17 protein-coding genes are annotated in these 21045 nt (G+C 64.2%); 10 read left to right on the forward strand and 7 right to left on the reverse strand.

The window, feature by feature from the left end; genetic code table 11:
* Nucleotides 1-9: 9 nt before the first annotated feature.
* Complete coding sequence (locus C8C98_RS15210; protein WP_121454959.1) at nt 10-924, reverse strand: hypothetical protein; 915 nt, start codon at nt 922-924, stop codon at nt 10-12.
* Nucleotides 925-1210: 286 nt separating this feature from the next.
* On the opposite strand from C8C98_RS15210, the gene urtA reads away from it, so the two are divergent.
* The 5 genes from urtA to urtE all read left to right on the forward strand — a co-directional run bounded on the left by urtA (nt 1211) and on the right by urtE (nt 8035).
* Nucleotides 1211-2473, forward strand: a complete 1263-nt coding sequence (gene urtA / locus C8C98_RS15215) for an urea ABC transporter substrate-binding protein (RefSeq protein ID WP_121454960.1) — start codon at nt 1211-1213, stop codon at nt 2471-2473.
* 168 nt (nt 2474-2641) lie between these two features.
* Entirely contained in the window at nt 2642-4222 is a 1581-nt protein-coding gene (gene urtB / locus C8C98_RS15220) for an urea ABC transporter permease subunit UrtB (protein WP_121454961.1), read from the forward strand.
* Nucleotides 4223-4242: 20 nt separating this feature from the next.
* Nucleotides 4243-5370: an urea ABC transporter permease subunit UrtC gene (gene urtC / locus C8C98_RS15225; protein WP_121454962.1), complete on the forward strand. Its 1128-nt coding sequence runs from the start codon at nt 4243-4245 to the stop codon at nt 5368-5370.
* The gene (gene urtD, locus C8C98_RS15230) at nt 5367-6242 is read left to right on the forward strand and encodes an urea ABC transporter ATP-binding protein UrtD (RefSeq protein ID WP_121454963.1); all 876 of its coding nucleotides are present in this window, start codon (nt 5367-5369) and stop codon (nt 6240-6242) included. Before urtC ends, urtD begins: the two co-directional genes overlap by 4 nt.
* 1100 nt (nt 6243-7342) lie before the next feature.
* Entirely contained in the window at nt 7343-8035 is a 693-nt protein-coding gene (urtE, locus tag C8C98_RS15240) for an urea ABC transporter ATP-binding subunit UrtE (protein ID WP_121454965.1), read from the forward strand.
* Nucleotides 8036-8050: 15 nt separating this feature from the next.
* Here the strand turns inward: urtE and C8C98_RS15245 are convergent, their stop codons facing one another.
* Entirely contained in the window at nt 8051-8881 is an 831-nt protein-coding gene (locus tag C8C98_RS15245) for a phosphatase PAP2 family protein (protein ID WP_121454966.1), read from the reverse strand.
* A gap of 284 nt (nt 8882-9165) precedes the next feature.
* Here C8C98_RS15245 and C8C98_RS15250 point away from each other — a divergent pair, with 284 nt between their 5' ends.
* The 3 genes from C8C98_RS15250 to C8C98_RS15260 all read left to right on the forward strand — a co-directional run bounded on the left by C8C98_RS15250 (nt 9166) and on the right by C8C98_RS15260 (nt 12430).
* On the forward strand, nt 9166-10218 hold the full coding sequence (locus C8C98_RS15250; RefSeq protein ID WP_121454967.1) for a diacylglycerol kinase family protein: 1053 nt from the start codon (nt 9166-9168) through the stop codon (nt 10216-10218).
* Nucleotides 10219-10343: 125 nt separating this feature from the next.
* Nucleotides 10344-11141, forward strand: a complete 798-nt coding sequence (locus C8C98_RS15255; protein WP_121456295.1) for a metallophosphoesterase — start codon at nt 10344-10346, stop codon at nt 11139-11141.
* 173 nt (nt 11142-11314) lie between these two features.
* On the forward strand, nt 11315-12430 hold the full coding sequence (locus tag C8C98_RS15260; RefSeq protein WP_121454968.1) for an adenylate/guanylate cyclase domain-containing protein: 1116 nt from the start codon (nt 11315-11317) through the stop codon (nt 12428-12430).
* 63 nt (nt 12431-12493) lie between these two features.
* Here C8C98_RS15260 and C8C98_RS15265 read toward each other — a convergent pair whose 3' ends face one another.
* A complete protein-coding gene (locus C8C98_RS15265; protein WP_121454969.1) occupies nt 12494-13222 on the reverse strand; it encodes a haloacid dehalogenase type II in 729 nt (242 codons plus the stop codon).
* Between the two features lie 269 nt (nt 13223-13491).
* Here C8C98_RS15265 and C8C98_RS15270 point away from each other — a divergent pair, with 269 nt between their 5' ends.
* Together C8C98_RS15270 and alaC are read left to right on the forward strand one after the other, a co-directional pair.
* Nucleotides 13492-14706 (forward strand): MFS transporter, encoded by a 1215-nt coding sequence (locus C8C98_RS15270; protein WP_121454970.1) that lies wholly within the window; start codon nt 13492-13494, stop codon nt 14704-14706.
* 144 nt (nt 14707-14850) lie between these two features.
* Nucleotides 14851-16065, forward strand: coding sequence for an alanine transaminase (alaC, locus tag C8C98_RS15275; protein WP_121454971.1), 1215 nt, complete (start codon nt 14851-14853; stop codon nt 16063-16065).
* Between the two features lie 83 nt (nt 16066-16148).
* Here the strand turns inward: alaC and C8C98_RS15280 are convergent, their stop codons facing one another.
* The 4 genes from C8C98_RS15280 to C8C98_RS15295 all read right to left on the reverse strand — a co-directional run bounded on the left by C8C98_RS15280 (nt 16149) and on the right by C8C98_RS15295 (nt 21035).
* Entirely contained in the window at nt 16149-17354 is a 1206-nt protein-coding gene (locus C8C98_RS15280) for a porin (RefSeq protein WP_121454972.1), read from the reverse strand.
* Nucleotides 17355-18081: 727 nt separating this feature from the next.
* Nucleotides 18082-18912, reverse strand: coding sequence for an urease accessory protein UreD (locus C8C98_RS15285; protein WP_121454973.1), 831 nt, complete (start codon nt 18910-18912; stop codon nt 18082-18084).
* A gap of 233 nt (nt 18913-19145) precedes the next feature.
* The gene (gene otnI, locus C8C98_RS15290; RefSeq protein ID WP_121454974.1) at nt 19146-19943 is read right to left on the reverse strand and encodes a 2-oxo-tetronate isomerase; all 798 of its coding nucleotides are present in this window, start codon (nt 19941-19943) and stop codon (nt 19146-19148) included.
* 24 nt (nt 19944-19967) lie between these two features.
* Nucleotides 19968-21035: an alpha/beta fold hydrolase gene (locus C8C98_RS15295; protein ID WP_121454975.1), complete on the reverse strand. Its 1068-nt coding sequence runs from the start codon at nt 21033-21035 to the stop codon at nt 19968-19970.
* Nucleotides 21036-21045 lie beyond the last annotated feature (10 nt).

The raw sequence follows: 21045 nt of genomic DNA on the forward strand, positions 1-21045 counted from the left end.
GATTGGAAGTCAGGGGTTGGCCACGGCCGTGGTGTACGTGTTGGCACCGGTATAGGTCAGGCGCAAGGCCGAGGTGTCCCCTGCTGTGATGAGCACGCGGCCTGCTGCAACGTCGCTGAAACCGTCGGTACTGGCAAACAGCAGTGGGCTCTCGGTGGTGAACTGAAATTGGGTCAGCGGTAGCTTGAGATCGCCCATGGTGCCTTCGGCCCGAACGGTGCCTTTCAACTGCATACCCGTCTTCAGGTCAATCGTGGCCTTGAAGCCCTCGCCGGCCAGCACATAGTCCCGGTTGTCGCCTTGGTAGCGCACCTGGTAGTTCATGTCTTTGAAGTGGTAGCCCTGCGCGTTGGAGCCAAACCAGAAGGCGCTGGCGATGGTTTCGCGGTTGGTCTCTGCGCCCTCTGCTGTGAGGTAGCGGGTGACGGTGTTTTCCTCCGTCTTGTACGCCAAGTCCATCGAGGCATCTTCCACAAAGGTGTAGCGCACGGTGCCGCTCAAGCTGGTGATAAGGCGCACGCCGGGCATCAATTCTTCACCATCGTCAAAGCGGCAGTCGCTGAATTCGATGATGTCTTGGCCGTCCAGTTCTCGATAGTGGTAGCTGCCGCCCGCATCGCAAGCGGTCTCGGTCACGGTTTCCTTGGTGGCAAGGCCGCCTGATTTGAGCTGCTGGTGCTTTTGCACCAGCGCGTACGCCACAGCCTGGGCGCGCTTGCTTTTGGCCATGGGCAACTCGTCCACATTGATGGCGATGTCCAGGGCCATGTAAGGCGTTTGCACGGCGGTTTGTTCGGCCAGTGAGTAATCCTTGGTCGATATTTGCGGGGCTGAGGAGGCTCCGCCGCCGCAGCCCGCAAGGGCCAGGGCGAGCGCGGTGGGCGTCAGCAGGTACGCAAAGCGGAGGGCGCTGGGCTTTTTCATCGTATGTCGGGTGTGTGGGTCTGATATGCCTCCGATGGAGTCCCTCCCCCGGTAGCGGCGCGCAATTTACGACAGGCTTTTGCGGTCGTCCAGAAAAATTTGGCATTGCAGATGCGGGAGATTTCGACCGGGTTTCAGGGGCAACCAGGGGTTCTGTGTACGCCACCCGGCGTATTTCCCGAATGCCAGGGGCTCTCCAGAATCCATTCCATCGCACCAAACGGCCCACTGGCAACCCCGGCGGGCAGGGCGAAGCGGTTTGACCCCCTTACCTACCGGAGATCACATGCAACGTCGTTATTCCCTCAAAGCCCTCGCGGCCGTCGCTACGCTCGCTGGCCTGTCTGCCCTGCCTGCCCACGCGGCAGACACCATCAAGGTGGGTGTGCTGCACAGCCTGTCGGGCACCATGGCTATTTCTGAAACGGTGCTCAAAGACACCGTGCTGATGGCCATTGACGAGATCAACGCCAAGGGCGGCTTGCTGGGCAAGAAGCTCGAACCCGTGATCGTGGATCCGGCCTCTAACTGGCCCCTGTTCGCCGAAAAGACCAAGCAGCTGCTGGGCCAAGACAAGGTGTCGGTCATCTTCGGCTGCTGGACTTCGGTGTCGCGCAAGTCGGTACTGCCCGTGGTCGAAGAAATGAATGGCCTGCTGTTCTACCCCGTGCAGTACGAGGGTGAAGAGCTGTCCAAGAACGTGTTCTACACCGGCGCTGCACCTAACCAGCAAGCCATCCCTGCGGTGGATTACCTGATGAGCAAGGACGGCGGCGGTGCCAAGCGCTGGGTGCTGCTGGGAACCGACTATGTGTACCCCCGCACGACCAACAAGATCCTGCGCGCCTACCTCAAGTCCAAGGGCGTGAAGGATTCGGATATCGACGAGAAGTACACACCGTTTGGCCACTCTGACTACCAGACCATCGTGGCCGACATCAAGAAGTTCAGCCAGGGCGGCAAGACGGCGGTGGTGTCCACCATCAACGGTGACTCCAACGTGCCGTTCTACAAGGAACTGGGCAACGCTGGCCTGAAGGCTAAGGACGTGCCCGTGGTTGCCTTCTCTGTGGGTGAAGAAGAACTGCGCGGCGTGGACACCAAGCCGCTGGTGGGCCACCTGGCTGCCTGGAACTACTTCCAGTCCATCAAGAACCCTGAGAACACCGCCTTCATCAAGAAGTGGAGCGACTACTCCAAGGCTAAGGGCATTGCGGGCCACAAGGACAAGCCGCTGACCAACGACCCGATGGAAGCCACCTACATCGGCGTGAACATGTGGGCCCAGGCCGTGACCAAGGCCAAGAGCACCGACACCGACAAGGTGATCGCAGCGATGGCTGGCCAGACCTTCAAGGCACCTAGCGGCATCGTCAGCAAGATGGACGAGAAGAACCACCACCTGCACAAGAGCGTGTTCATCGGCGAGATCAAGGCTGACGGCCAGTTCAACGTGGTGTGGAAGACGCCTGGACCTGTGAAGGCCAAGCCATGGAGCCCGTACATCGAAGGCAATGACAAGAAGGCTGACGAGCCCGAGAAGAAGTGATCACCCCCTGAGCGGCTGCGCCGCTTCCCCCTCTCTCACGTTCCGCGTGGGAGGGGGACGCCCCCAGCGCGGCGGGGCGGCGCGGCCGGCGTAGGCCCTTGCGCGGGGGCACTGGTCTAGGCCCTGCCCTCTGCGCGGGCCTTTGCATATTGACCGACTGGCCCCTCCATGAATTTCTCTTTCATACCTCGCCTCTTCGTCTGCCTCTTGCTTTACGCAACTGCGCAGGCACAAGCACTCACCGCCGAGCAGGCCCTGGCCATGGCTGCTGGCGAGACCGATGACCGCGTGGCTGCCGTGCAGCAAGCTGTGGTGGAGCCCAGTGAGCGCACCGCCGCCTTTTTGCAGGCGCTGGCCGACGATGCGGTGAAGGTGGCTGACGGCAAGGCGCTGATCGTGCGCGATGACAAGGGCATGGACCCTGTCACCGGTGCTGAGGTGCCTGTGCCCGCTGATGCCGAAGACATCATCAACAACAACCGCATGCGCGGCGAAATCGACACGGCCCTGGCGGGCCTGGCGCTGTTTGGCAAGGACGAAGCCAAGCGCATGGCCGCCGCCAAGGCGCTGACCAAAGAACCCGACGCGGGCCGTCTGCCCCTGCTCGACAAGGCTTTGGCGCAAGAAACCAACGGCAAGATCAAGACCCAGCTGGAGCTGGCCCGCGCCGCCACCTTGCTGGGTAGCGACGACGCTGCACAGCGCATTGCCGCCGCGCAGGCGCTGTCGCTCAGCGCCACGCCCGACACGCGCCTGCTGCTCAACGAGCGCGTCACGGTGGAAGAAGACACCAAGGTCAAGGCGGCCTTGCAAGCCGCGCTCAAAGCCATTGACGGCCAGCTGGCCTGGGGCGAGCGCCTGGGCGCCGCGTTCTCGGGCATCAGCTTGGGCTCCATCCTGCTGCTCGTCGCCTTGGGCCTGGCCATTACGTACGGCCTCATGGGCGTGATCAACATGGCCCACGGCGAACTGATGATGATCGGCGCTTACGCCACCTATGTGGTGCAGGGCATCTTTCAAAAGTATTTTCCGGGCGCGTTCGACTGGTACCTGGTCGCTGCGCTGCCACTGGCCTTTGGCGCATCGGCTGCCGTGGGCGCCGTGCTGGAGCGGGGCGTTCTGCGCTTTCTGTATGGCCGCCCGCTGGAGACGCTGCTGGCCACCTGGGGTATCAGCCTGGTGCTGATGCAACTGGTGCGCACGATTTTTGGTGCCCAGAACGTGGGGGTGGAAAACCCCTCGTGGATGAGCGGTGGCGTGCAGGTGCTCTCCAACCTCACGCTGCCCTATAACCGGCTTGTCATCATCGGCTTTGCCATCGCCGTGCTGCTGGGCATGGGCTACCTGATTGGCCGCACACGGCTGGGCCTGTTTGTGCGCGGCGTGACGCAAAACCGCCCCATTGCCTCGTGCATGGGCGTGAACACTGCGCGCATCGACACCATGGCCTTTGCGTTGGGCTCGGGCATTGCGGGCCTGGCGGGTTGCGCGCTGAGCCAGGTGGGCAACGTGGGGCCGGACCTGGGCCAGAGCTACATCGTCGATGCCTTCATGGTGGTGGTGCTGGGCGGCGTAGGCCAGCTGGCCGGCACCGTGTATGCCGCGCTGGGCCTGGGCATTCTCAACAAGTTCCTCGAAGGCTGGGCGGGCGCAGTGCTGGCCAAGATTGCGGTTCTGGTGTTCATCATCATCTTCATCCAGAAGCGGCCCCAGGGCATCTTCGCGGTCAAAGGGCGTACCGCTGATTGAGTGGCCATCAGAGACACACCATGACTACTCCCTCTCCAACAATCATTCAACTGCCCGCACCGGCACCCTTGCTCACGCGCGGTGGCTGGTCGGCCTTTATCGTGGCGCTCATCGTGGTGTGCGCCGTGGCGCCCGTGCTCAACCTGTGGGTGCCTGCGGGCAGCGTGTTTCACCTGTCGGACTACGCCGTGGCGCTGCTCGGCAAGATCATGTGCTACGCCATCTGCGCGCTGGCCATGGACCTTATCTGGGGCTACACCGGCATCCTCAGTCTGGGCCACGGCCTGTTCTTTGCGCTGGGCGGCTACGTGATGGGCATGTACCTCATGCGCCAGATCGGCCGCGACGGCAACTACAAGAGCGACCTGCCGGACTTCATGGTATTCCTGGACTGGAAGGAGCTGCCCTGGCACTGGGCGCTGTCTGACAGCTTCATCGCCACGCTGATCCTCATCGTGGCCGTGCCGGGCGTCATCGCGTTCGTGTTCGGCTACTTCGCCTTCCGCTCGCGCATCAAGGGCGTGTACTTTTCCATCATCACGCAGGCCATGACGTACGCGGCCATGCTGCTGTTCTTCCGCAACGAAACGGGCTTTGGCGGCAACAACGGGTTCACGGATTTCAAGCGCATCTTGGGCACGCCCATGGCCACGCAGAACATGCGCATGACCTTGTTTGTGCTGACCGGGCTGGCGCTGCTGGGCTTCTTCCTGATGGCGCGCTGGCTGGTGCGCAGCAAGTTTGGCCGCGTGCTGCAGGCCGTGCGCGATGCCGAGACGCGCGTCATGTTCTCGGGCTACTCGCCGCTGCCCTACAAGCTCACCGTCTGGACCATCAGCGCCATGATGTGCGGCGTGGCGGGCGCGCTGTATGTGCCCCAGGTCGGCATCATCAACCCCGGCGAAATGAGCGCTGCCAACTCCATCGAGATCGCCGTGTGGGCGGCCGTGGGTGGCCGCGCCACGCTGATCGGGCCTATCGTGGGCGCGTTCATCGTCAATGGTGCCAAGAGCTGGCTCACGGTGACGGCGCCAGAGTTCTGGTTGTACTTCCTGGGTGCGCTGTTCATTGCCGTCACGCTGTTCTTGCCCGATGGGGTCGTGGGCCTGGTCAAGAAGTTGAAAGCCAAGAAAGGAGCTGCGCAATGACGCCCGATTTGATGGAAGAGGGCGCACGGCGCATCGAGGCCAAGCAGGCGCCTGCGCCGGTGGGCCAAACCGAGTCGGGCGGCCGTGCGGCGGGTTTCTCGCGCATCGCCACGCCGGGTGAGGTGGATGTGACCCACGGCCGCATCCTGTACCTGGAAGATGTGCATGTGAGCTTTGACGGCTTCAAGGCCATCAATGGCCTGAGCCTGGACATTGCCCCCGGCGAGCTGCGTTGCATCATCGGCCCCAATGGTGCCGGCAAGACTACGATGATGGACATCATCACCGGCAAGACCCGGCCCCAACAGGGCTCGGTATTCTTCGGCAGCACCATCGACCTGCTGCGCCACAACGAGCCCGAGATCGCCAGCCTGGGCATCGGCCGCAAGTTCCAAAAACCCACGGTGTTCGAGCAGCTCTCGGTGTTTGAAAACCTGGAACTGGCTTTGAAGACCCACAAGGGCGTGAAGTCGAGCATGTTCTTCAAGCTGGACTCTGCGCAGTCGGACCGGCTGGCCGATGTGCTGCACACGATTCACCTCGCGGGCAGCGTGACGCGGCAGTCGGGCAATCTGAGCCACGGGCAAAAGCAGTGGCTGGAGATTGGAATGCTGCTGATGCAGGACCCGAAGCTGTTGCTGCTGGACGAGCCGGTGGCGGGGATGACGGATGAGGAGACGGCGCGGACTGCGGAGTTGTTCCTCACGCTCAAGGGCAAGCATTCGCTGATGGTGGTGGAGCATGACATGGGGTTCATCCGCACCATCTCGGAGAAGGTGACGGTGCTGTGCGATGGCTCGGTGTTGGCCGAGGGGACGCTGGACCAGGTGCAGGCGGACGAGCGGGTGATTGAGGTTTATCTGGGGCGGTGATGGTGGTGTGCCGCTTCTTCGTCTCTGGTCTTTTGGCTGCCCGATATCCGTTGGGGCTGAGCTTGTCGAAGCCGGGGGGGCAGTCTCAACCCGTTCGTGCTGAGCTTGTCGAAGCCTGGGCTTGCTCTCTAATTGAGTTGTATGCCTGTGCCAAGGGTGGGTGCCGGGATGTGCGCCCGGCGGCGCACCTTCTTTTCTTGCTTCGCCAAGAAAAGAAGGCAAAAGAAGGCGACCCCAAGTCTGCGACCCCTTCGCATAGCGAAGGGGCAACCTGCGTCGGGGCGGTTGCGGGGTGCGCTGCGGAACTCACTGCGCGCCTGAGGCGCTTCGTTCAGACAGCCGCAGCGAGTCAGATGACGAAGCTCGCGCGCTGCGACGCGCTAGCCACCCCGCAACCGCCCCGACGCAGGCGCAGCCACAGGGGGTGGACAGCCGAACAGCCACACGGGTCGTCGCTGCGCTCGACCCGGTCTAGGTCGCGCCCAACGCCAGCGGCTGCCGACAGCGCGAGGCGCTTGCGCCCGCGAGACGGGGCCGAGCAACGCGATGGCCCGAATGGATGTTCGGCTGTTCTGCTGCCCCGCCCCTTTGTATGCGCCGAGGAGCGCAGCGGCCAGCGGATCAGGGCTCGCGACTGTCTGAGCGCAGCGAGTTTGAGCGAGACCCCGCTGGACGCGAGCACCGCAGGTTGCCCGAAGCGAAGCGCAGGGACGCAGACAGTGGGGTCGCCTTCTTTTGCCTTCTTTTGGGGCTGGAGTGTTTCAACGCGAGCGCTCCGTGCGCGTAGCGCACCTTGGCGACGCAAGATAACCCGCGCAGCGGGTTGCACCAAAAGAAGGTGCGCCGCCGGGCGCACATCCCGGCACCCGCCCCTGGCACATGCACGCCGTCAGATTAGCAAGCGAGCCCCGGCTTCGACAGGCTCAGCCCGAACGGGGTTGGGGCGTGTGCCCCGACTTCGACAAGCACAGCCCGAACGGTTGGTTTGCGCTCAACACATCCGGACTGCCTCTGAGCAAGCATACGAAACGCTTCAAAAAAAATAGCGCCTAGCGCTTGATATACATGCGCTAGAGCCCAAAAACACTCAAAAAACCACCATGCTCACCGTCCAAAACATCAACCAGTACTACGGCGGCTCCCACATCCTGCGCGACGTGAGCCTTACAGCTACCCCCGGCAAAGTCACCGTGCTGCTCGGGCGCAACGGCGTGGGCAAGACCACGCTGCTCAAGAGCCTCATGGGCTTGGTGCCCATCAGAAGCGGTAGCATCAGCTTTGACGGCAAGCCCATCGACAAAGCCACGCCCTACGACCGGGCCCGTGCAGGCATTGGCTTTGTGCCGCAAGGCCGCGAGATTTTTGGCCGCCTTACGGTGGAAGAGAACCTGCGCATGGGCCTGGCCTACAAAAGCGGCTCCACGCCTATTCCGGCGCACCTGTACGAACTGTTCCCGGTGCTCAAGCAAATGCTGGGGCGCAGGGGCGGTGACCTTTCGGGCGGGCAGCAACAGCAGCTGGCCATTGCCCGCGCGCTGGCGCCCGGCCCGCGTTTGCTGATCCTGGACGAGCCCACCGAAGGCATCCAGCCCAGCATCATCAAGGACATTGGCCGCGTCATCCGCATGCTGGCTGACACCGGCGAGATGGCCATTTTGCTGTGCGAGCAGTACTACGACTTTGCCCAGGAACTGGCGGACGACTACCTGGTGATGGAGCGCGGCGAAGTCATCGCACGCGGTCCTGGCAGCGAGATGGAGGCCAAGGGCATTCGCAACCTCGTGGCCATTTGAAACCTGCCTTCGCTTCTATTGGTGGGCTAGCGTGGGTGGTGCGCCGCGCCAGCGGGCCATGCTGTCCATGATGAGCACGGTGCAAACCATCCAGGTCCCACCCAGCAGCCAGCCGGCCAGCACATCGCTGGCGTAGTGCACGTGCAGCACCACGCGGCTGAAACCGGTGGTGAAGACCAGCGCGCCTGCTGCACAGGCCGCAGGCAGGTGCCAGCGCCGAGGCAGCAGCCGCACCGCCAGATACGCCAGCATGGCGTAGGCCACGATGGATGCGCTGCTGTGCCCGCTCGGAAAGCTGAAGCCATCGGCCTGGGCTGCGCTGTGCACATGTTCGGGCCGCACGCGGGCGAACACGTCTTTGAGGATCTTGGTCAACAGCCCGTTGCCGGCCATGGCCACGAACCAGCCCACGGCCAGCAGGCGGTGCTTGCGCCACCACAGCGCTGCTGTCACCGCCACGGTCAATGCCGCCAGCACCCAGCTGTCGCCCAGATGGGTGACGGTGGCAAACCACCGCAGGTCGCCCATGCTGGCCTGGGTGCGCAGCTGGTGGGCAATGGCCTCGTCCACCCGCCCCCAGGTGCCTGTGGCCTGCCCACTCTCGGCCAGGGCAGCCAGCACCGCGCCGCCCGCCAGCAGCGCGCAGGCGGCAGCAGCCATGGCCATCACCAGCAAAGTGCTGGCGCTGGTGGGGTGCAGCCAGCGGCGCAGGGGCGATGGCTGGTGGCGCAATGCCCGCAGGCCTTGCAGTGCCAGGCCGCCCAGCAGGGCACACAGGGCCATGCCGCACAGCCACAGCGGTAGGGGGTGTTGGGCGATCCAGGGGGCCAAGGTGTCCAGGGTCATCAGGGGCTTCTTCTTTGGGTTACGGCAAAGGTGGGCGGGTGCAGCGCAGCAGCGCTGGCAAGGGCCGTGTTTTTACACGAAGTGGCCGGTAGCGGCAGGCTATTCCCCGCCGCTGGCACGGTATCGGTGGGTGGGCGGTGCGCCTTTGTAGGTGCCTGCTGACATGCAGCAGCGCAGCGCGCTGGCTGCCATGGGACGAGGGGCTGGGCACCATCCATGGGTATGCGCCCGGCGGCGCTTGTCTCTCACAAAACCCTCCGCAGGCACCACGCCTGCCCGCTGCCATGACCGATTTCCAAAGCCCCTTGCTGCTCCATGCCCAAAGCCCCGTTCACCTGGTGGTGCCCCTGCGCCCGGGGGCTGATCTGGACCTGGCGCGCTCGCAACTGAGTGGGGCCTTTGCCCAGTGTGACCATCCTGTGGTGTGGCACGTGCCACGGGAGCGGGGCGATATCGTGCAGCTGGCCGACCATGCAGCAGCCGCTGCGCGCGACAGTGCGGGGCTGCTGGTGGCGGCCGGGGGAGATGGCACCATCAACGCTGTGGCCGCTGCGGCCCTGCGCGCCGGGGTGCCCATGGGAGTCGTGCCCATGGGTACTTTCAACTATTTCAGCCGCGAGCAGGGCCTGCCGATGGATGCCGAGGCGGCCGTGCTGCAGATGCTGCAAGCCCTGCGCGCAGGTGAGCTGCGGCCGGTGCAGGTGGGCTTTGTGAACGACCGCGTGTTTCTGGTGAACGCCAGCGTGGGCTTGTACCCGCGCCTGCTGGCCGAGCGGGAGCAGGCCACGCGCCGGTTTGGCCGCTCGCGCTGGGTGGCCATGGGCGCGGCGGTGTGGAGCATGCTGCGGCCATCATCAGGGCGGCGCTGGCGGGTGCTGGTGCGCACCCACCAGGGCGCGCAGGTGTACGAGCAAGAGCACCAGGTGACCACCTTGTTTGTGGGCAACAACCCGCTGCAGCTGGAGCAGGTGGGGCTGCCCCAAGCGCAGTCGGTGGCGCAGGGGGGGCAGCTGGCGGTGGTGCTGCTCAAGCCCCAGGGCCGCTGGGCCATGGCGCGCACTGTGTGGCGGGCGGCCCTGGGGCAGTTGAAGCAAGACCCAGCCGTGCTGAGCCTGGCCTGCACCGAGCTGACCGTGAGCCCCAGCGGCTGGCGCAAGGGCCGGGTCAAAGTTGCGTTTGACGGCGAGCGTGAGCGCATGGATGCACCGCTGTGCTTCAAACTGCACCCACGACCGTTGTGGCTGGTGGCGCCCACAAGGCTGGAGCGCACGCCCGCATCGCGGGTGGAGCCTTTGCCAGCCGCTACGGGCGCTGCCCCATCGCTGGTCACCGCTTAATGTGAAATAACTTTCATGGTCCAGGGCGGCTCTGCCGCCGAAGCCATGAAGCTCAGTGCACGCAATCGCTTTTGTCAGAGGAATCCTTGGCGATGGATTTACCGGCTATGCAGCCGCAGCGGCTGATGCATTTGTCCGACCTGCACTTTGGTGCGCACGACCCGCAGGTGTGCGCCGCGGTGCAGCGCCTGGCCCATGCGTTGCAGATCCGTGTGGTGGTGGTGTCGGGCGACCTGACCCAACGCGCCACCCGCGCACAATTTGCGCAGGCGCATGATTTCATTCAGGGGCTGGGCGTGCCCGAGCGTGTGGTGCTGGCAGGCAACCACGACTTGCCACTGTTTGCCTGGTGGCTGCGCTGGGGGCGTGCGTACGACCGCTTTGCCGCACAGTTTGGGGCGCAGCTGGAGCCGCATCAGCAGGTTGGTCCGTTTTGTGTGGTGGGGGTGAACACCACCCGGCCTTGGCGGCATGAGCGGGGCAGCCTGTCTGCGCGCCAGGTGGACCGGGTGGCTGCAGATTTGCTGGCCGCGCCGAACGATGCCTGGTGCATTGTGGCCAGCCACCACCCTCTGGTGGCGCGCTGCGCGCAGGACCGATCCCACCGCCCTCTGGGGGCTGATGCGGCGGTGGCGCGCTGGCGCGAGGCGGGTGCGGACATGCTGCTTTCGGGCCACGTGCACCAGCCAGGCTTGTCACAGCCCTTGCCCGGGTTGTGGTCCATGCAGGCGGGCACGGCGGTGTCGCACCGTTTGCGCTGGGGGCAGCCGAATAGTTTGGTGGTGCTGCAGGTACAGTCCGTCGTGCCCGCCTTGGGCCTGGATCACGGTGGGCCTGCACCTCAGCAGCGCCTTGCCCAGCGCTGGGACTTTGATGCGAAAGCGGGCGACTTTGTCTGTGTGGAGTCGATGCAGCTGGTGTAGGGGCTGTTGCAGAGGGGTTGTTGCCGGGAGCGCACAGGCACGTGGAAACGCGATATTGACCATCCTTCAAGGCGGACCTATTCTGCTGTGGTGGGCCGTGCCAGGGATTTGGTGGACGGTTTTCCGCTCGATTGCAAGTTTGCAGTGCCAATAGATGGGCTTTCAGTACAACCATGGACAAAGACACTACCGCCTCGACCCCCGGTCCATCTGCCTTTGATCCCGATGAGGTTCTCCAGCACCTCGATGGCCTGGTCTCCCGCGACAAAGGGAGCCCGCTCAGCGCCTCGGCCCTGGCAGAAATGTCCGCCACGTTGCGCATGGCAGCGCGGGTCAGCCCTGCGCCTTACACGTTTTCTTTGGTTTCGCGCGACGTTACGGTGCTGTGGGCCAAGCTGCGCGGCGGCCCAGTGACCGACAGCCACAGCCCCGAAGGCGCCGACCTGGAGCCTTTGAACCGCTGCCTGGCCAAGCTCATTGAAGTCATCACCCGGTACCAAGGCACCATCGACCAGCTCTCGGGCGATGCGATCAAGGTGTTTTTTGGCGCGGAAAAGTCCCGAAGCGACGATGTGGAGCGTGCCGTGATGTGCGCGGTAGAGATGCAAATGGCCATGCGCGACCTGAACATGGAGCACATGCGTGACCGCATACCGCAGGTGTTCATGGGCATTGGTTTGAGCACGGGCAAGGCACTGGCAGGGCGCATCGGGTCGGACGCGTTCTCGCATTTCACCGTGATGGGGGATTTGGTCAACCTGGCTTTCAGGTTGCAGGCCTTCAGTTTGCGTGGGCAGGTGCTGATCAGCGAAGAAACCTATGAGCGCTGCTGGGGACTGGTGTCTGCCACCGCGCCCATGCAGGTCTTTGTCAAGGGCTACAGCCAGCCCATCAGCATGCGCGAGCTGGTGGCCATTCCCACGCGCAGGCTCAAAGTGCCTCGCCAGGAGTTCCGACGCAGCCACCGGGTGGAGGTGCGGATTCCGTGCACTTACCAGATCGTGCAGGACGGCGTTGTCCTGCCCCATGTGGCCCAAGCCGTGATCCGTGACATGGGCTACCACGGAGCCATGCTGGAGTTGGTCGAGTCGCTGGATTTGCAAGGCGAGGTGCGCCTGTCTTTCGACCTGACTTTGGTGCAATACCAGGCCCGAGACCTCTATGCCCGGGTCGTGACCCTCAAAACCGACACCCCCCATCCTATGGCGGGTGTGGAATTCACCTCGACCAGCGCGGAGTTTGAGGCACGTGCGCAGATGTTTGTGCAGATGATGGTGGCTGCCGGGTAAGCCCGAGGCGCCAGTGCCTGAGGTCGCAGATGCACGCGGCGCCATGATGCGTGCGCAGGGGCCCTAGCAGCCCAGCGCTTGTGCCAAGGCAAGCAGACTGGCGCAATGCAGGTCGTTGCCGGGCTGCGGTGTCACCTCTTTGATGTGCTGGGCACCAAACTCCAGGGGTCGCTCGATGTAGACCGTGCGCAGGCCGCAAGCGCGTGCTGCGGCCAAATCGTCATGGTGGGCCGCCACCAGCGCCACCTGTTGCGGGGCAAGGTCAAAGACCTTTGCCACACCCAGGTAGGTGGCAGGCGCTGGCTTGTAGGCTTTGAAGACCTCCGCACTCAATACGCAATCCCACGGCAGTCCAGCGCGCTTGGCCATGTTGGTCAGCAGGCCGATATTGCCGTTGGAGAGTGTGGTGATAGTGAACCGGGTCTTGAGCCGCTGCAGGCCTTCCACACTGTCGGCCCAGGCATCCAGGCGGTGCCACACCCGGTTGAGGTGGTGCCGTTCGGCTTCGGACAGGTGCGCGAGACCAAAGCGCGGAAGAATCTCTTCCAGGATGCCTCGGTGCAAGTCATCGATCAGCGTCCAGCCTTGCTCACCCGTCATCACTCGGGCCATGGCCGGCTGGTAACCAGCGCGCCAGGCCCGTGCAAAGGCATCGCCGTCCACGCCTGGGTGCGTTGTCTGCATCTCGCGCACGATGCTGCCGTGCCAGTCCACCACCGTGCCAAAGATGTCGAACGCCAGCACCTGGACGGTGTCGGCAAGGGTGTCGGCTGTGCTGGGGGCTTTCGTCATTCGCAGTCCTTCCAAACGGGATGGGCTCTGGGGCTGCCATGGTGACATGGACGGACCGTGTTGCCCGTCCTGCGCGTCACCCGTGCGACGCATTCCCCTGGCCCTGCAAGTCTGTGGATGGCGTGCTATGGTTACATAAATCGGGTTTACCCCCGTAACTCTGTTTCTTTTTCGCGCTTTTTCGCGCTCTTTCCTGCCTCCAACCCCGTCTGTTGCCTGTGTTGCCTCGCTGTCTTTCGGGGTGGCCTTCCTCTGCTGTTGCTTTTGTCATGACCGCGCCTTTGCCCTCAACGTCTCTCGCATCCACCCCGACCGATGACCGCACCCTGGTGCGTGCCGTGCTGGCCCTGGGGGTGGGGGGCTTCTCTATTGGCACTGGCGAATTCGTCATCATGGGTTTGCTGCCTGAGGTGGCGCGCGACATCGGTGTCAGCATCCCGCAGGCGGGCCACGTGATCAGCGCCTACGCCCTGGGTGTGGTGGTGGGCGCGCCAGTGCTGGCGGTGCTATGTGCCCACTGGGGGCGGCGGGCGTTGCTGATGGCATTGATGGCGGTGTACGCCTTGGGCAACTTTGCATCGGCCCTGGCACCTGGCTACGCATCGCTCAGCGCCATGCGCCTGTTCACCGGCCTGCCCCATGGCACCTACTTTGGCGTGGCCGCGCTGGTGGCTGCGGCCCTGGCACCCCCAGGGCGCCGTGCGCGGGCTGTGGGCTGGGTCATGCTGGGGCTGACCACCGCCACGCTGGTGGGCGTGCCCATCGCTGCGGCGCTGGGCGAGGTGTTTGGCTGGCGCGCCGCGTTTGTCTTCGTGGGTTTGATTGCGTTGGCCGCCGTCGCCATGGTGCACCTTTGGGTGCCCAACATGCCCGCATCGCACGGCGCCAGCCCGCTGCGCGAGTTGGGCGCGCTTGCGCGCAAGCAGGTGTGGTTCACGCTGGGCATTGGCGCCATCGGCTTTGGCGGCATGTTTGCGGTGTTCAGCTACATCAAGCCCACGCTGCTGGAGGTGGCAGGTATGCCACCGGCGTTGATGCCCTTCGTGCTCTCGCTGTTCGGCCTGGGCATGGTTGCAGGCAACATTGTCGGCTCGCGCATGGCCGACAAGGCGCTGATGCCCGCCGTTGGCAAGGTGCTGCTGTGGTCCATCGTGGTCATGGCGCTCTTCGTGCCTGCCGCGCACCACCCGATTACTGCTGCGCTGGCCACCTTCTTCTTGGGCACAGTGGTCGCCATTGGCCCTGCATTGCAGATCCGCCTGATGGATGTGGCTGGCGACGCGCAGACCTTGGCCGCTGCACTCAACCACTCGGCCTTCAATGCGGCCAATGCGCTGGGTGCCTGGCTTGGCGGCGTGTCCATCGCGGCGGGCATGGGCTGGACGTCCACCGGCTGGGTGGGCGTGGTGCTGGGCCTGGGCGGCGTCGGTATTTTTGCGTGGGCTACGGCGAGTGAGCGGCGTACCCCTCGCGCCATAGTCTGAGGGCATCGGGCGTAGCGGCGTTGCTACATCCCTGTGGCGGACGAGCACGACCACCCAGTTGTGCGTTACAGTGAATACGGGCTAACCTCATTGTTGGCCACGTCGCTCGGACGGTTCCGGGCGCTTACGTGAAAGTTCACCAGCATGTCTGCATCGCAAGGCAAGCGCCGTTTCGCGCGCATTGATCGCCTCCCTCCCTACGTCTTCAACATCACGGCCGAGCTGAAACTGGCCGCGCGCCGCCGGGGCGAAGACATCATCGACATGAGCATGGGCAACCCCGATGGGGCCACGCCACCGCACATCGTCGCCAAGCTCACCGAAGTGGCCCAGCGGCCCGATACCCACGGCTACAGCGCCAGCAAGGGCATTCCGCGCCTGCGCCGCGCCATCAGCCACTGGTACAAAGACCGGTATGCCGTGGACATCAACCCCGATACCGAGGCCATCGTCACCATCGGCTCCAAGGAGGGCCTGGCCCACCTCATGCTGGCCACGCTGGACCGGGGCGACACCGTGCTGGTGCCCGACCCGAGCTACCCCATCCACATCTACGGCGCGGTGATTGCCGGGGCAGACATTCGCAGCGTGCCTGTGGCGCCCGATGTGGATTTTTTTGCCGAGCTGGAAAAAGCCATTCGCGGCAGCTACCCCAAGCCCAAGATGATGATCTTCGGCTTCCCGAGCAACCCCACGGCGCAGTGTGTGGAGCTGGGCTTTTTTGAGCGTGTCATTGCGCTGGCGAAAAAGCACGACATTCTGGTGGTGCACGACCTGGCCTATGCCGACATCGTGTACGACGGCTACCGCGCCCCCAGCATCATGGAAGTGCCCGGCGCCAAAGATGTGGCGGTGGAGTTTTTCACGCTCAGCAAAAGCTACAACATGGCCGGCTGGCGTGTGGGCTTCATGGTGGGCAATCCTGACCTGGTGGCGGCGCTGGCCCGTATCAAGAGCTATCACGACTACGGCACCTTCACGCCCCTGCAGGTGGCGGCGATTGCCGCGCTGGAGGGTGACCAGCAGTGCGTGAAAGACATTGCCGCCCAGTACCAAAGCCGCCGCGATGTCCTCTACAAGGGGTTGACCGAAGCGGGCTGGGCGGTCGACTGCCCCAAGGCCAGCATGTACATCTGGGCCCGCATTCCTGAGCCCTATCGCGCCCTGGGGTCGCTGGAGTTTGCGCGGCAACTGCTGGAAAAAGCCAAGGTGTGCGTATCGCCAGGCATCGGTTTTGGTGACCAGGGAGATGAGTACGTGCGGTTTGCGCTGATAGAAAACGAGGCCCGCATTCGGCAGGCGGTGCGGGGCATTCGCGCCATGTTCAAGGCCGATGGCTTGCCGTTGGCCGCCGGATAAAAAAGGGGCGCCCGAGGGGCGCCCCAACCTTGGATCGCTTGAAAAAAGGAAGACGGCACCGCCCACCAGCGGTGCCGCACTGATCAGAACGCGTGCCGCATGCCCACCGCAAAGCTGGTGCCGCTGGCGTTGAGCAAGCCGCTGCCCACCGTGTTAGTGCGGGTGCTGTCACGCATGACCATTGCATACAGGTCTGTGCGCTTGGACATCCAGTAGTCATAACCCACGGTGAATACCTTGCGCTGCACATTGCCGCCCGCAGCGGTGGCTGGCACCGGGCCCACGGCGTCGCTGGTGCGGCGTGATGCGTAGCCCGCCAGAATGTTGCCATTGCCCACGGGCACGGTGGCGCTCAGATCCCACACGCGGTACGACACATCCAGCGGCGCGGCTTCGGTGCCCTTGTTCTCAATGCGGCCCAGGTGAGCCCACAGCTTGACGGCCTTGAAGTCATACGAGCCAGCCCATTGCCAGCTGCGCGTGTTGTTGGGCGACGTGCCATCGGCAAAGGTTTGCGGGTTCTTTTTCACGCTCTGCCAAGCCAGCGATGTGGCCAAAGGGCCCTGGGCATAGGCCACGCGCAACGCGCGGTTGCCCCCGCCTTGCGCTTCCGATGCGGCATACGCGGCAGCCCCGGTAAAGCCAGCGATGTTGGGACTGTCGTACACCACAGAGTTGGTCCAGGCTGTGCCCCCGGTCAGTGGGCTGCCCACAAAGGTGACCAGATTCAGCGGAGCGAAGATGGTGCCGTCCCCAAACGCGTTGGAGCCAATACTGTTGGCGAACATCAGGGTGGTCACATTGCCAAGGCGCACCCGGCCAAAGTCCTTGTGCGACAGGGCCACCCAGGCCATGCGCGAGAAGAAGGGGTCTGCCGCCACATTCACCGGCGCGCCGATGGCGTCACTGCGGCCTGCGGCCCCCGTATCGTTGCGGATGAAGGACGACATCTCAAAGCTGGCCTGCAGCCCGCCGCCCAAATCTTCGTTGCCACGCAGGCCCCAGCGACTGGTAGACATGCTGCCGCCTTCGACCTTGCTGATGGCGGAGTTTTGCGCATTGATCCCCGCGGCAGCGCCGTTGAAACGACCGACGGATGCATCAACGATCCCGTACAGCGTCACGCTGGAGCTGCCAGTTTGCGCCTGCGCTGCCATGGACACGGTGGCCAGCACGGCCAGGCCCAGTGCGCGCGCCCACGGCGCGCCAGGGTGGCGCTGGTGCGCCGCGACCAGCTGGGCTGTGTCGTCTTGGTGTTGCTGCGAAGGAAGTGAGGTTTGTCTCTGCATGGTCAGGTTCTTTCTGTGTGGATGCTGGGGTGGTTCAAAGGTCGTGCGCCGTCTTGTGAACGTCGCATGACCCAGGTGCCGCGCTGGCGGCTGAGGGATGCCGAGATGCTGAGCCTGCGATGGCAACGGCAGACATGCCAGAGCCCCTCCAGCGGCGCTGAACGCTGCGGCGAGTGGCGTCTTGGGTGCCCGTCTGACCTGGGTGTGAGGCTGGTTCTGCATCGGTATTTAGTTATATTTACTAACTAAATTTGTGAATACACGTACAAACCCGAGTGACCTCGCTGCAGCCCCGGTTTCCGGACGCTCAGGGCGGGAGATGCGGGAAAACCATAAGACAGTTTTGCGACAGATGTGCACAAAGACCTGTGCCCCGCGCCTGGGGCATGGGCTGTAGACGCAGCGTGGCGTTCACCAGATGGAGAACTCGACGAAGAACCAGACGGTGTGCCGGACAGCGGGCCGCACTGCTGTGGAGCGGCGTGCGCAGAGATTGCTGCACCGTCGCCTTGGCCTGCATGCCGGTTTGTGGAGGCCACCACAAAGGCGCGGTGTTGGCGGCACCAAGCACGGCCACAACATGCGCGATAGCACCGGCGGCGATGGCTGCAGCAGCCTCTGCCGCGCCCCGACATTGAGTGGATTTGCTATTAATTAAATAGCGCTCTGCGCTTATTCCTCTGGCGCAGCAGGCCTAAAAGACTTGTTTTTTGCCTTCAACCGGCGTCTACATCGCCCAGATACGCGGCTGCACGGCATCAAGTTGCCACAGGCCCGCCCGCCATGCGCTGCGCACTTGCCGCAGCAACTGCATGGCCGGCTCCACCTGCGGTGCCAGCACGCGCACCACCACCGTGCGGTCGTTGGGGCTGGTGGCGCCCGCTGTGGCTTTGAGCGGGTGCAGATCCATCACCGCCCGGGCTGCGTCCAGTGCCGCGTCGCGGCGGGTGCGGTCCAGTGGGGTGCCTGTGGCAAAGAACATGCTGGCCATGCAGCGATGGCCGGCCAGGCCCAGGGGGCTGTGTAGCAGCTGGTGGTCTGCTGCGTTGATGGTGCCGCGCTCCAGCCACACGCCAGGCACTTCGATGTGCTGCTCAAAATGGCCCGTCTCAAAGGGCTGGTTGGCGTGGGGCAGGCCCAGGGCCGTGACGTCCCAGCCCATGCATTCAGCGCCTGTGGCCAGCGCCAGCGTCAGGTGGTTGCGGGCGCGGCAGGCGTTGTAGCAAAGTGCCTCCAGCGGCAGCCATTCCAGGCGCGCGTTCTCGGCCAGGTTGAGGTGGGTGCGCTGCAGCGCCAGCTCGCCAGCCGATCGGTAAAACCGCGTGGCCCCCGGTGTGGTGACCAGCCCGTGCGCCCCTGTGCCCACGGTGGCGGCAATCTCCAGTGTGTCGCCGCCCACCAAACCGCCCGGCGGGTGCACCAGCACGTTGTGGCAAACGCTGTCGCCTTCGGGGTACAGGCTTTGCAGAATGCGCAGTGGCCCGTTGTGCTCAAACCGCGCTACGGTCCGGGCGTTTTCGAGGGTGTAGTTCAGTTGCAGGCGCGCGTGCCAGGGCATGATGGATGTCTGTTTGCTATTAAAAATATAGCTGCTTGCGCTTTGTTGACAAGCGCAGCAGCCCGTTTTATCTAGCAAGCATATTCCATACCGCTGCAACTGAGCGGCGTTGAGGGCGGCTAACAAAACTCCCCTGGCGTCGTTGTTCCGTCTTGTCGTACCTTGCGTAATGCCTGCGACGGACCGCCTAGCCAGGGCCGCTACGCTGAGTTTTGTTCGCCGCTCTTACTACGTTACAGCCAGGGCTTGAGCCAGCCCAGCCCATCGCTGGTGGCGTGGGCTGCGGCACCCCGCGCCGGGCGGTATTCGCAGCCAATCCAGCCGTCGTAGCCCAGGCTGTCCAGCAGCTTGAACAGGTAGGTGTAGTTCACTTCGCCCACATCGGGCTCGTGGCGCTCGGGCACACCGGCAATCTGGAAGTGGCCGACGTTGCCCGTGGGCAGGTATTGACGCACCTTCATCGCCAGGTCGCCTTCCACGATCTGGCAGTGGTACAGGTCCATCTGCACCTTGACGTTGGTGGCACCGATCTCGGCGATCAGCGCATGGGCCTGGTCCTGGCGGCTCAGGAAGAAGCCGGGCATGTCACGGCCGTTGATGGGCTCCAGCAGGATCTGGATGCCGTGGGGTGCCGCCTGCTCTGCGGCGTAGCGCACGTTGGCGATGTAGGTGGCGCGCACGGTGGCCGCGTCAGCACCCTGGGGCACCAGCCCCGCCATCACATGGATGCGGGGGCATTGCAGGGCCTGGGCGTATTCGATGGCTTTGGCAATGCCGTCGCGGAACTCGGCCTCGCGCCCAGGCAGGCTGGCCAGCCCGCGCTCGCCCGCGTCCCAGTTGCCGGGCGGGGCGTTGAACAGCACCTGCTGCAGGCCATTGGCCTGCAGGCGTGTGGCCAGTTCTTGCGCAGGGTAGGCATAGGGAAAGAGGTACTCCACCGCCTTGAAGCCATCCTGTGCGGCAGCAGAAAAACGGTCGAGAAAGTCCACGTCGTTGTAGAGCATGGACAGGTTGGCGGCAAAACGGGGCATGAAAGGTGTCCTGGTGGGAGAGGGTCAGCGGCGTGGTGCAGTGATCAGCACCTGGGCCAGTCGGTCTTGGTAGAAGCGCGCCAAGCCGACGGTGCCGTGGCCTACGGTTTCTGTGCTGGCGGGAATCACGTAGGCCTGCGCATGCGCAATGCGGGCGATGGCCTTGTCGAGCACGCCAAGCTCGGGTGGGTTGCGTTCATCGTCCGCCGAGTTGATGGCCAGCACGCGCGCAGTGATGCGTTCCAAACCCTGCTCGGGGTCGTAGTCGCGTGATGCCTCCCACTGGTAGATGTGGTCGTTGGCGTCGCCGCGGAAGGGGGCTTTGAGCCGCTGCTCCACCAGCGCATCGGCTGCAGCGCGCGTGGGGGCGAGTTTTTGCAGGCCCTGGTTGCCACCGTTGGTGCCCGTGCCAAAGAACACCGACGCGAACTGCAGGCTGCGCGGCTGTCGGGTGTAGTTGCCACCCTGCCATTCGGGGTCGTTGCGGATGGCGTCGACCAGCAATTTGCGCATCATCCAGTTGCGGCCCGACATGGCTGCGGGCAGTGAGGCCATGGGCACGGCAATGTCCATGAAATCGGGGTAACGCTGGGCCCAGACCCAGGTGTGCATGCCGCCCATGGAGTTGCCGATGATGGCGCGCACATGGCGCAGGCCCAGGTGTTCGGTGACCAGCCGGTATTGCGCGGCCACCATGTCGTCGTAGTTGTAGGCCGGAAAGGCCGCACGCAGGCCGTCCGACGGCTTGCTGGAGCGGCCCGTGCCGATCGCATCGGGCAGGATGATGAAATATTTGCGTGCATCCAGTGGCTGGCCTGGGCCAAACAGGGTGCCAGCAAAGCCCGGCGTCAGCATGGACTCTGCCGAGCCGTTGGTGCCATGCAGCACCAGCACCGGCTCACCTTTGGGGTCACCCACCGTGGTGTAGGCGACCTTGAGTTCGGGCAGGGTCTGGCCACTTTGAAAACGGAAGTCCCTCGCGACCCATTCGCTGTGTTGGGGAGGCGGGTAGTCTGCGGCTGCGGCACTGCCTGTGGCCAGCACGCCCAGCAGCACGGGGGCGAAGGCTTTGCGCCAGAAGGAAAGGGTCATGAACGTCTCC

The sequence above is a fragment of the Acidovorax sp. 106 genome, assembly GCF_003663825.1.
In the GTDB taxonomy this organism is placed as follows: Bacteria; Pseudomonadota; Gammaproteobacteria; order Burkholderiales; family Burkholderiaceae_C; genus Acidovorax.

What these genes read in the sequence shown, in the direction of transcription:
- C8C98_RS15210 (WP_121454959.1), bottom strand. Translation starts at nt 924, where the DNA reads ATGAAAAAGCCCAGCGCCCTCCGCTTTGCGTACCTGCTGACGCCCACC.
- urtA (WP_121454960.1), top strand. Translation starts at nt 1,211, where the DNA reads ATGCAACGTCGTTATTCCCTCAAAGCCCTCGCGGCCGTCGCTACGCTC.
- urtB (WP_121454961.1), top strand. Translation starts at nt 2,642, where the DNA reads ATGAATTTCTCTTTCATACCTCGCCTCTTCGTCTGCCTCTTGCTTTAC.
- urtC (WP_121454962.1), top strand. Translation starts at nt 4,243, where the DNA reads ATGACTACTCCCTCTCCAACAATCATTCAACTGCCCGCACCGGCACCC.
- urtD (WP_121454963.1), top strand. Translation starts at nt 5,367, where the DNA reads ATGACGCCCGATTTGATGGAAGAGGGCGCACGGCGCATCGAGGCCAAG.
- urtE (WP_121454965.1), top strand. Translation starts at nt 7,343, where the DNA reads ATGCTCACCGTCCAAAACATCAACCAGTACTACGGCGGCTCCCACATC.
- C8C98_RS15245 (WP_121454966.1), bottom strand. Translation starts at nt 8,881, where the DNA reads ATGACCCTGGACACCTTGGCCCCCTGGATCGCCCAACACCCCCTACCG.
- C8C98_RS15250 (WP_121454967.1), top strand. Translation starts at nt 9,166, where the DNA reads ATGACCGATTTCCAAAGCCCCTTGCTGCTCCATGCCCAAAGCCCCGTT.
- C8C98_RS15255 (WP_121456295.1), top strand. Translation starts at nt 10,344, where the DNA reads ATGCATTTGTCCGACCTGCACTTTGGTGCGCACGACCCGCAGGTGTGC.
- C8C98_RS15260 (WP_121454968.1), top strand. Translation starts at nt 11,315, where the DNA reads ATGGACAAAGACACTACCGCCTCGACCCCCGGTCCATCTGCCTTTGAT.
- C8C98_RS15265 (WP_121454969.1), bottom strand. Translation starts at nt 13,222, where the DNA reads ATGACGAAAGCCCCCAGCACAGCCGACACCCTTGCCGACACCGTCCAG.
- C8C98_RS15270 (WP_121454970.1), top strand. Translation starts at nt 13,492, where the DNA reads ATGACCGCGCCTTTGCCCTCAACGTCTCTCGCATCCACCCCGACCGAT.
- alaC (WP_121454971.1), top strand. Translation starts at nt 14,851, where the DNA reads ATGTCTGCATCGCAAGGCAAGCGCCGTTTCGCGCGCATTGATCGCCTC.
- C8C98_RS15280 (WP_121454972.1), bottom strand. Translation starts at nt 17,354, where the DNA reads ATGCAGAGACAAACCTCACTTCCTTCGCAGCAACACCAAGACGACACA.
- C8C98_RS15285 (WP_121454973.1), bottom strand. Translation starts at nt 18,912, where the DNA reads ATGCCCTGGCACGCGCGCCTGCAACTGAACTACACCCTCGAAAACGCC.
- otnI (WP_121454974.1), bottom strand. Translation starts at nt 19,943, where the DNA reads ATGCCCCGTTTTGCCGCCAACCTGTCCATGCTCTACAACGACGTGGAC.
- C8C98_RS15295 (WP_121454975.1), bottom strand. Translation starts at nt 21,035, where the DNA reads ATGACCCTTTCCTTCTGGCGCAAAGCCTTCGCCCCCGTGCTGCTGGGC.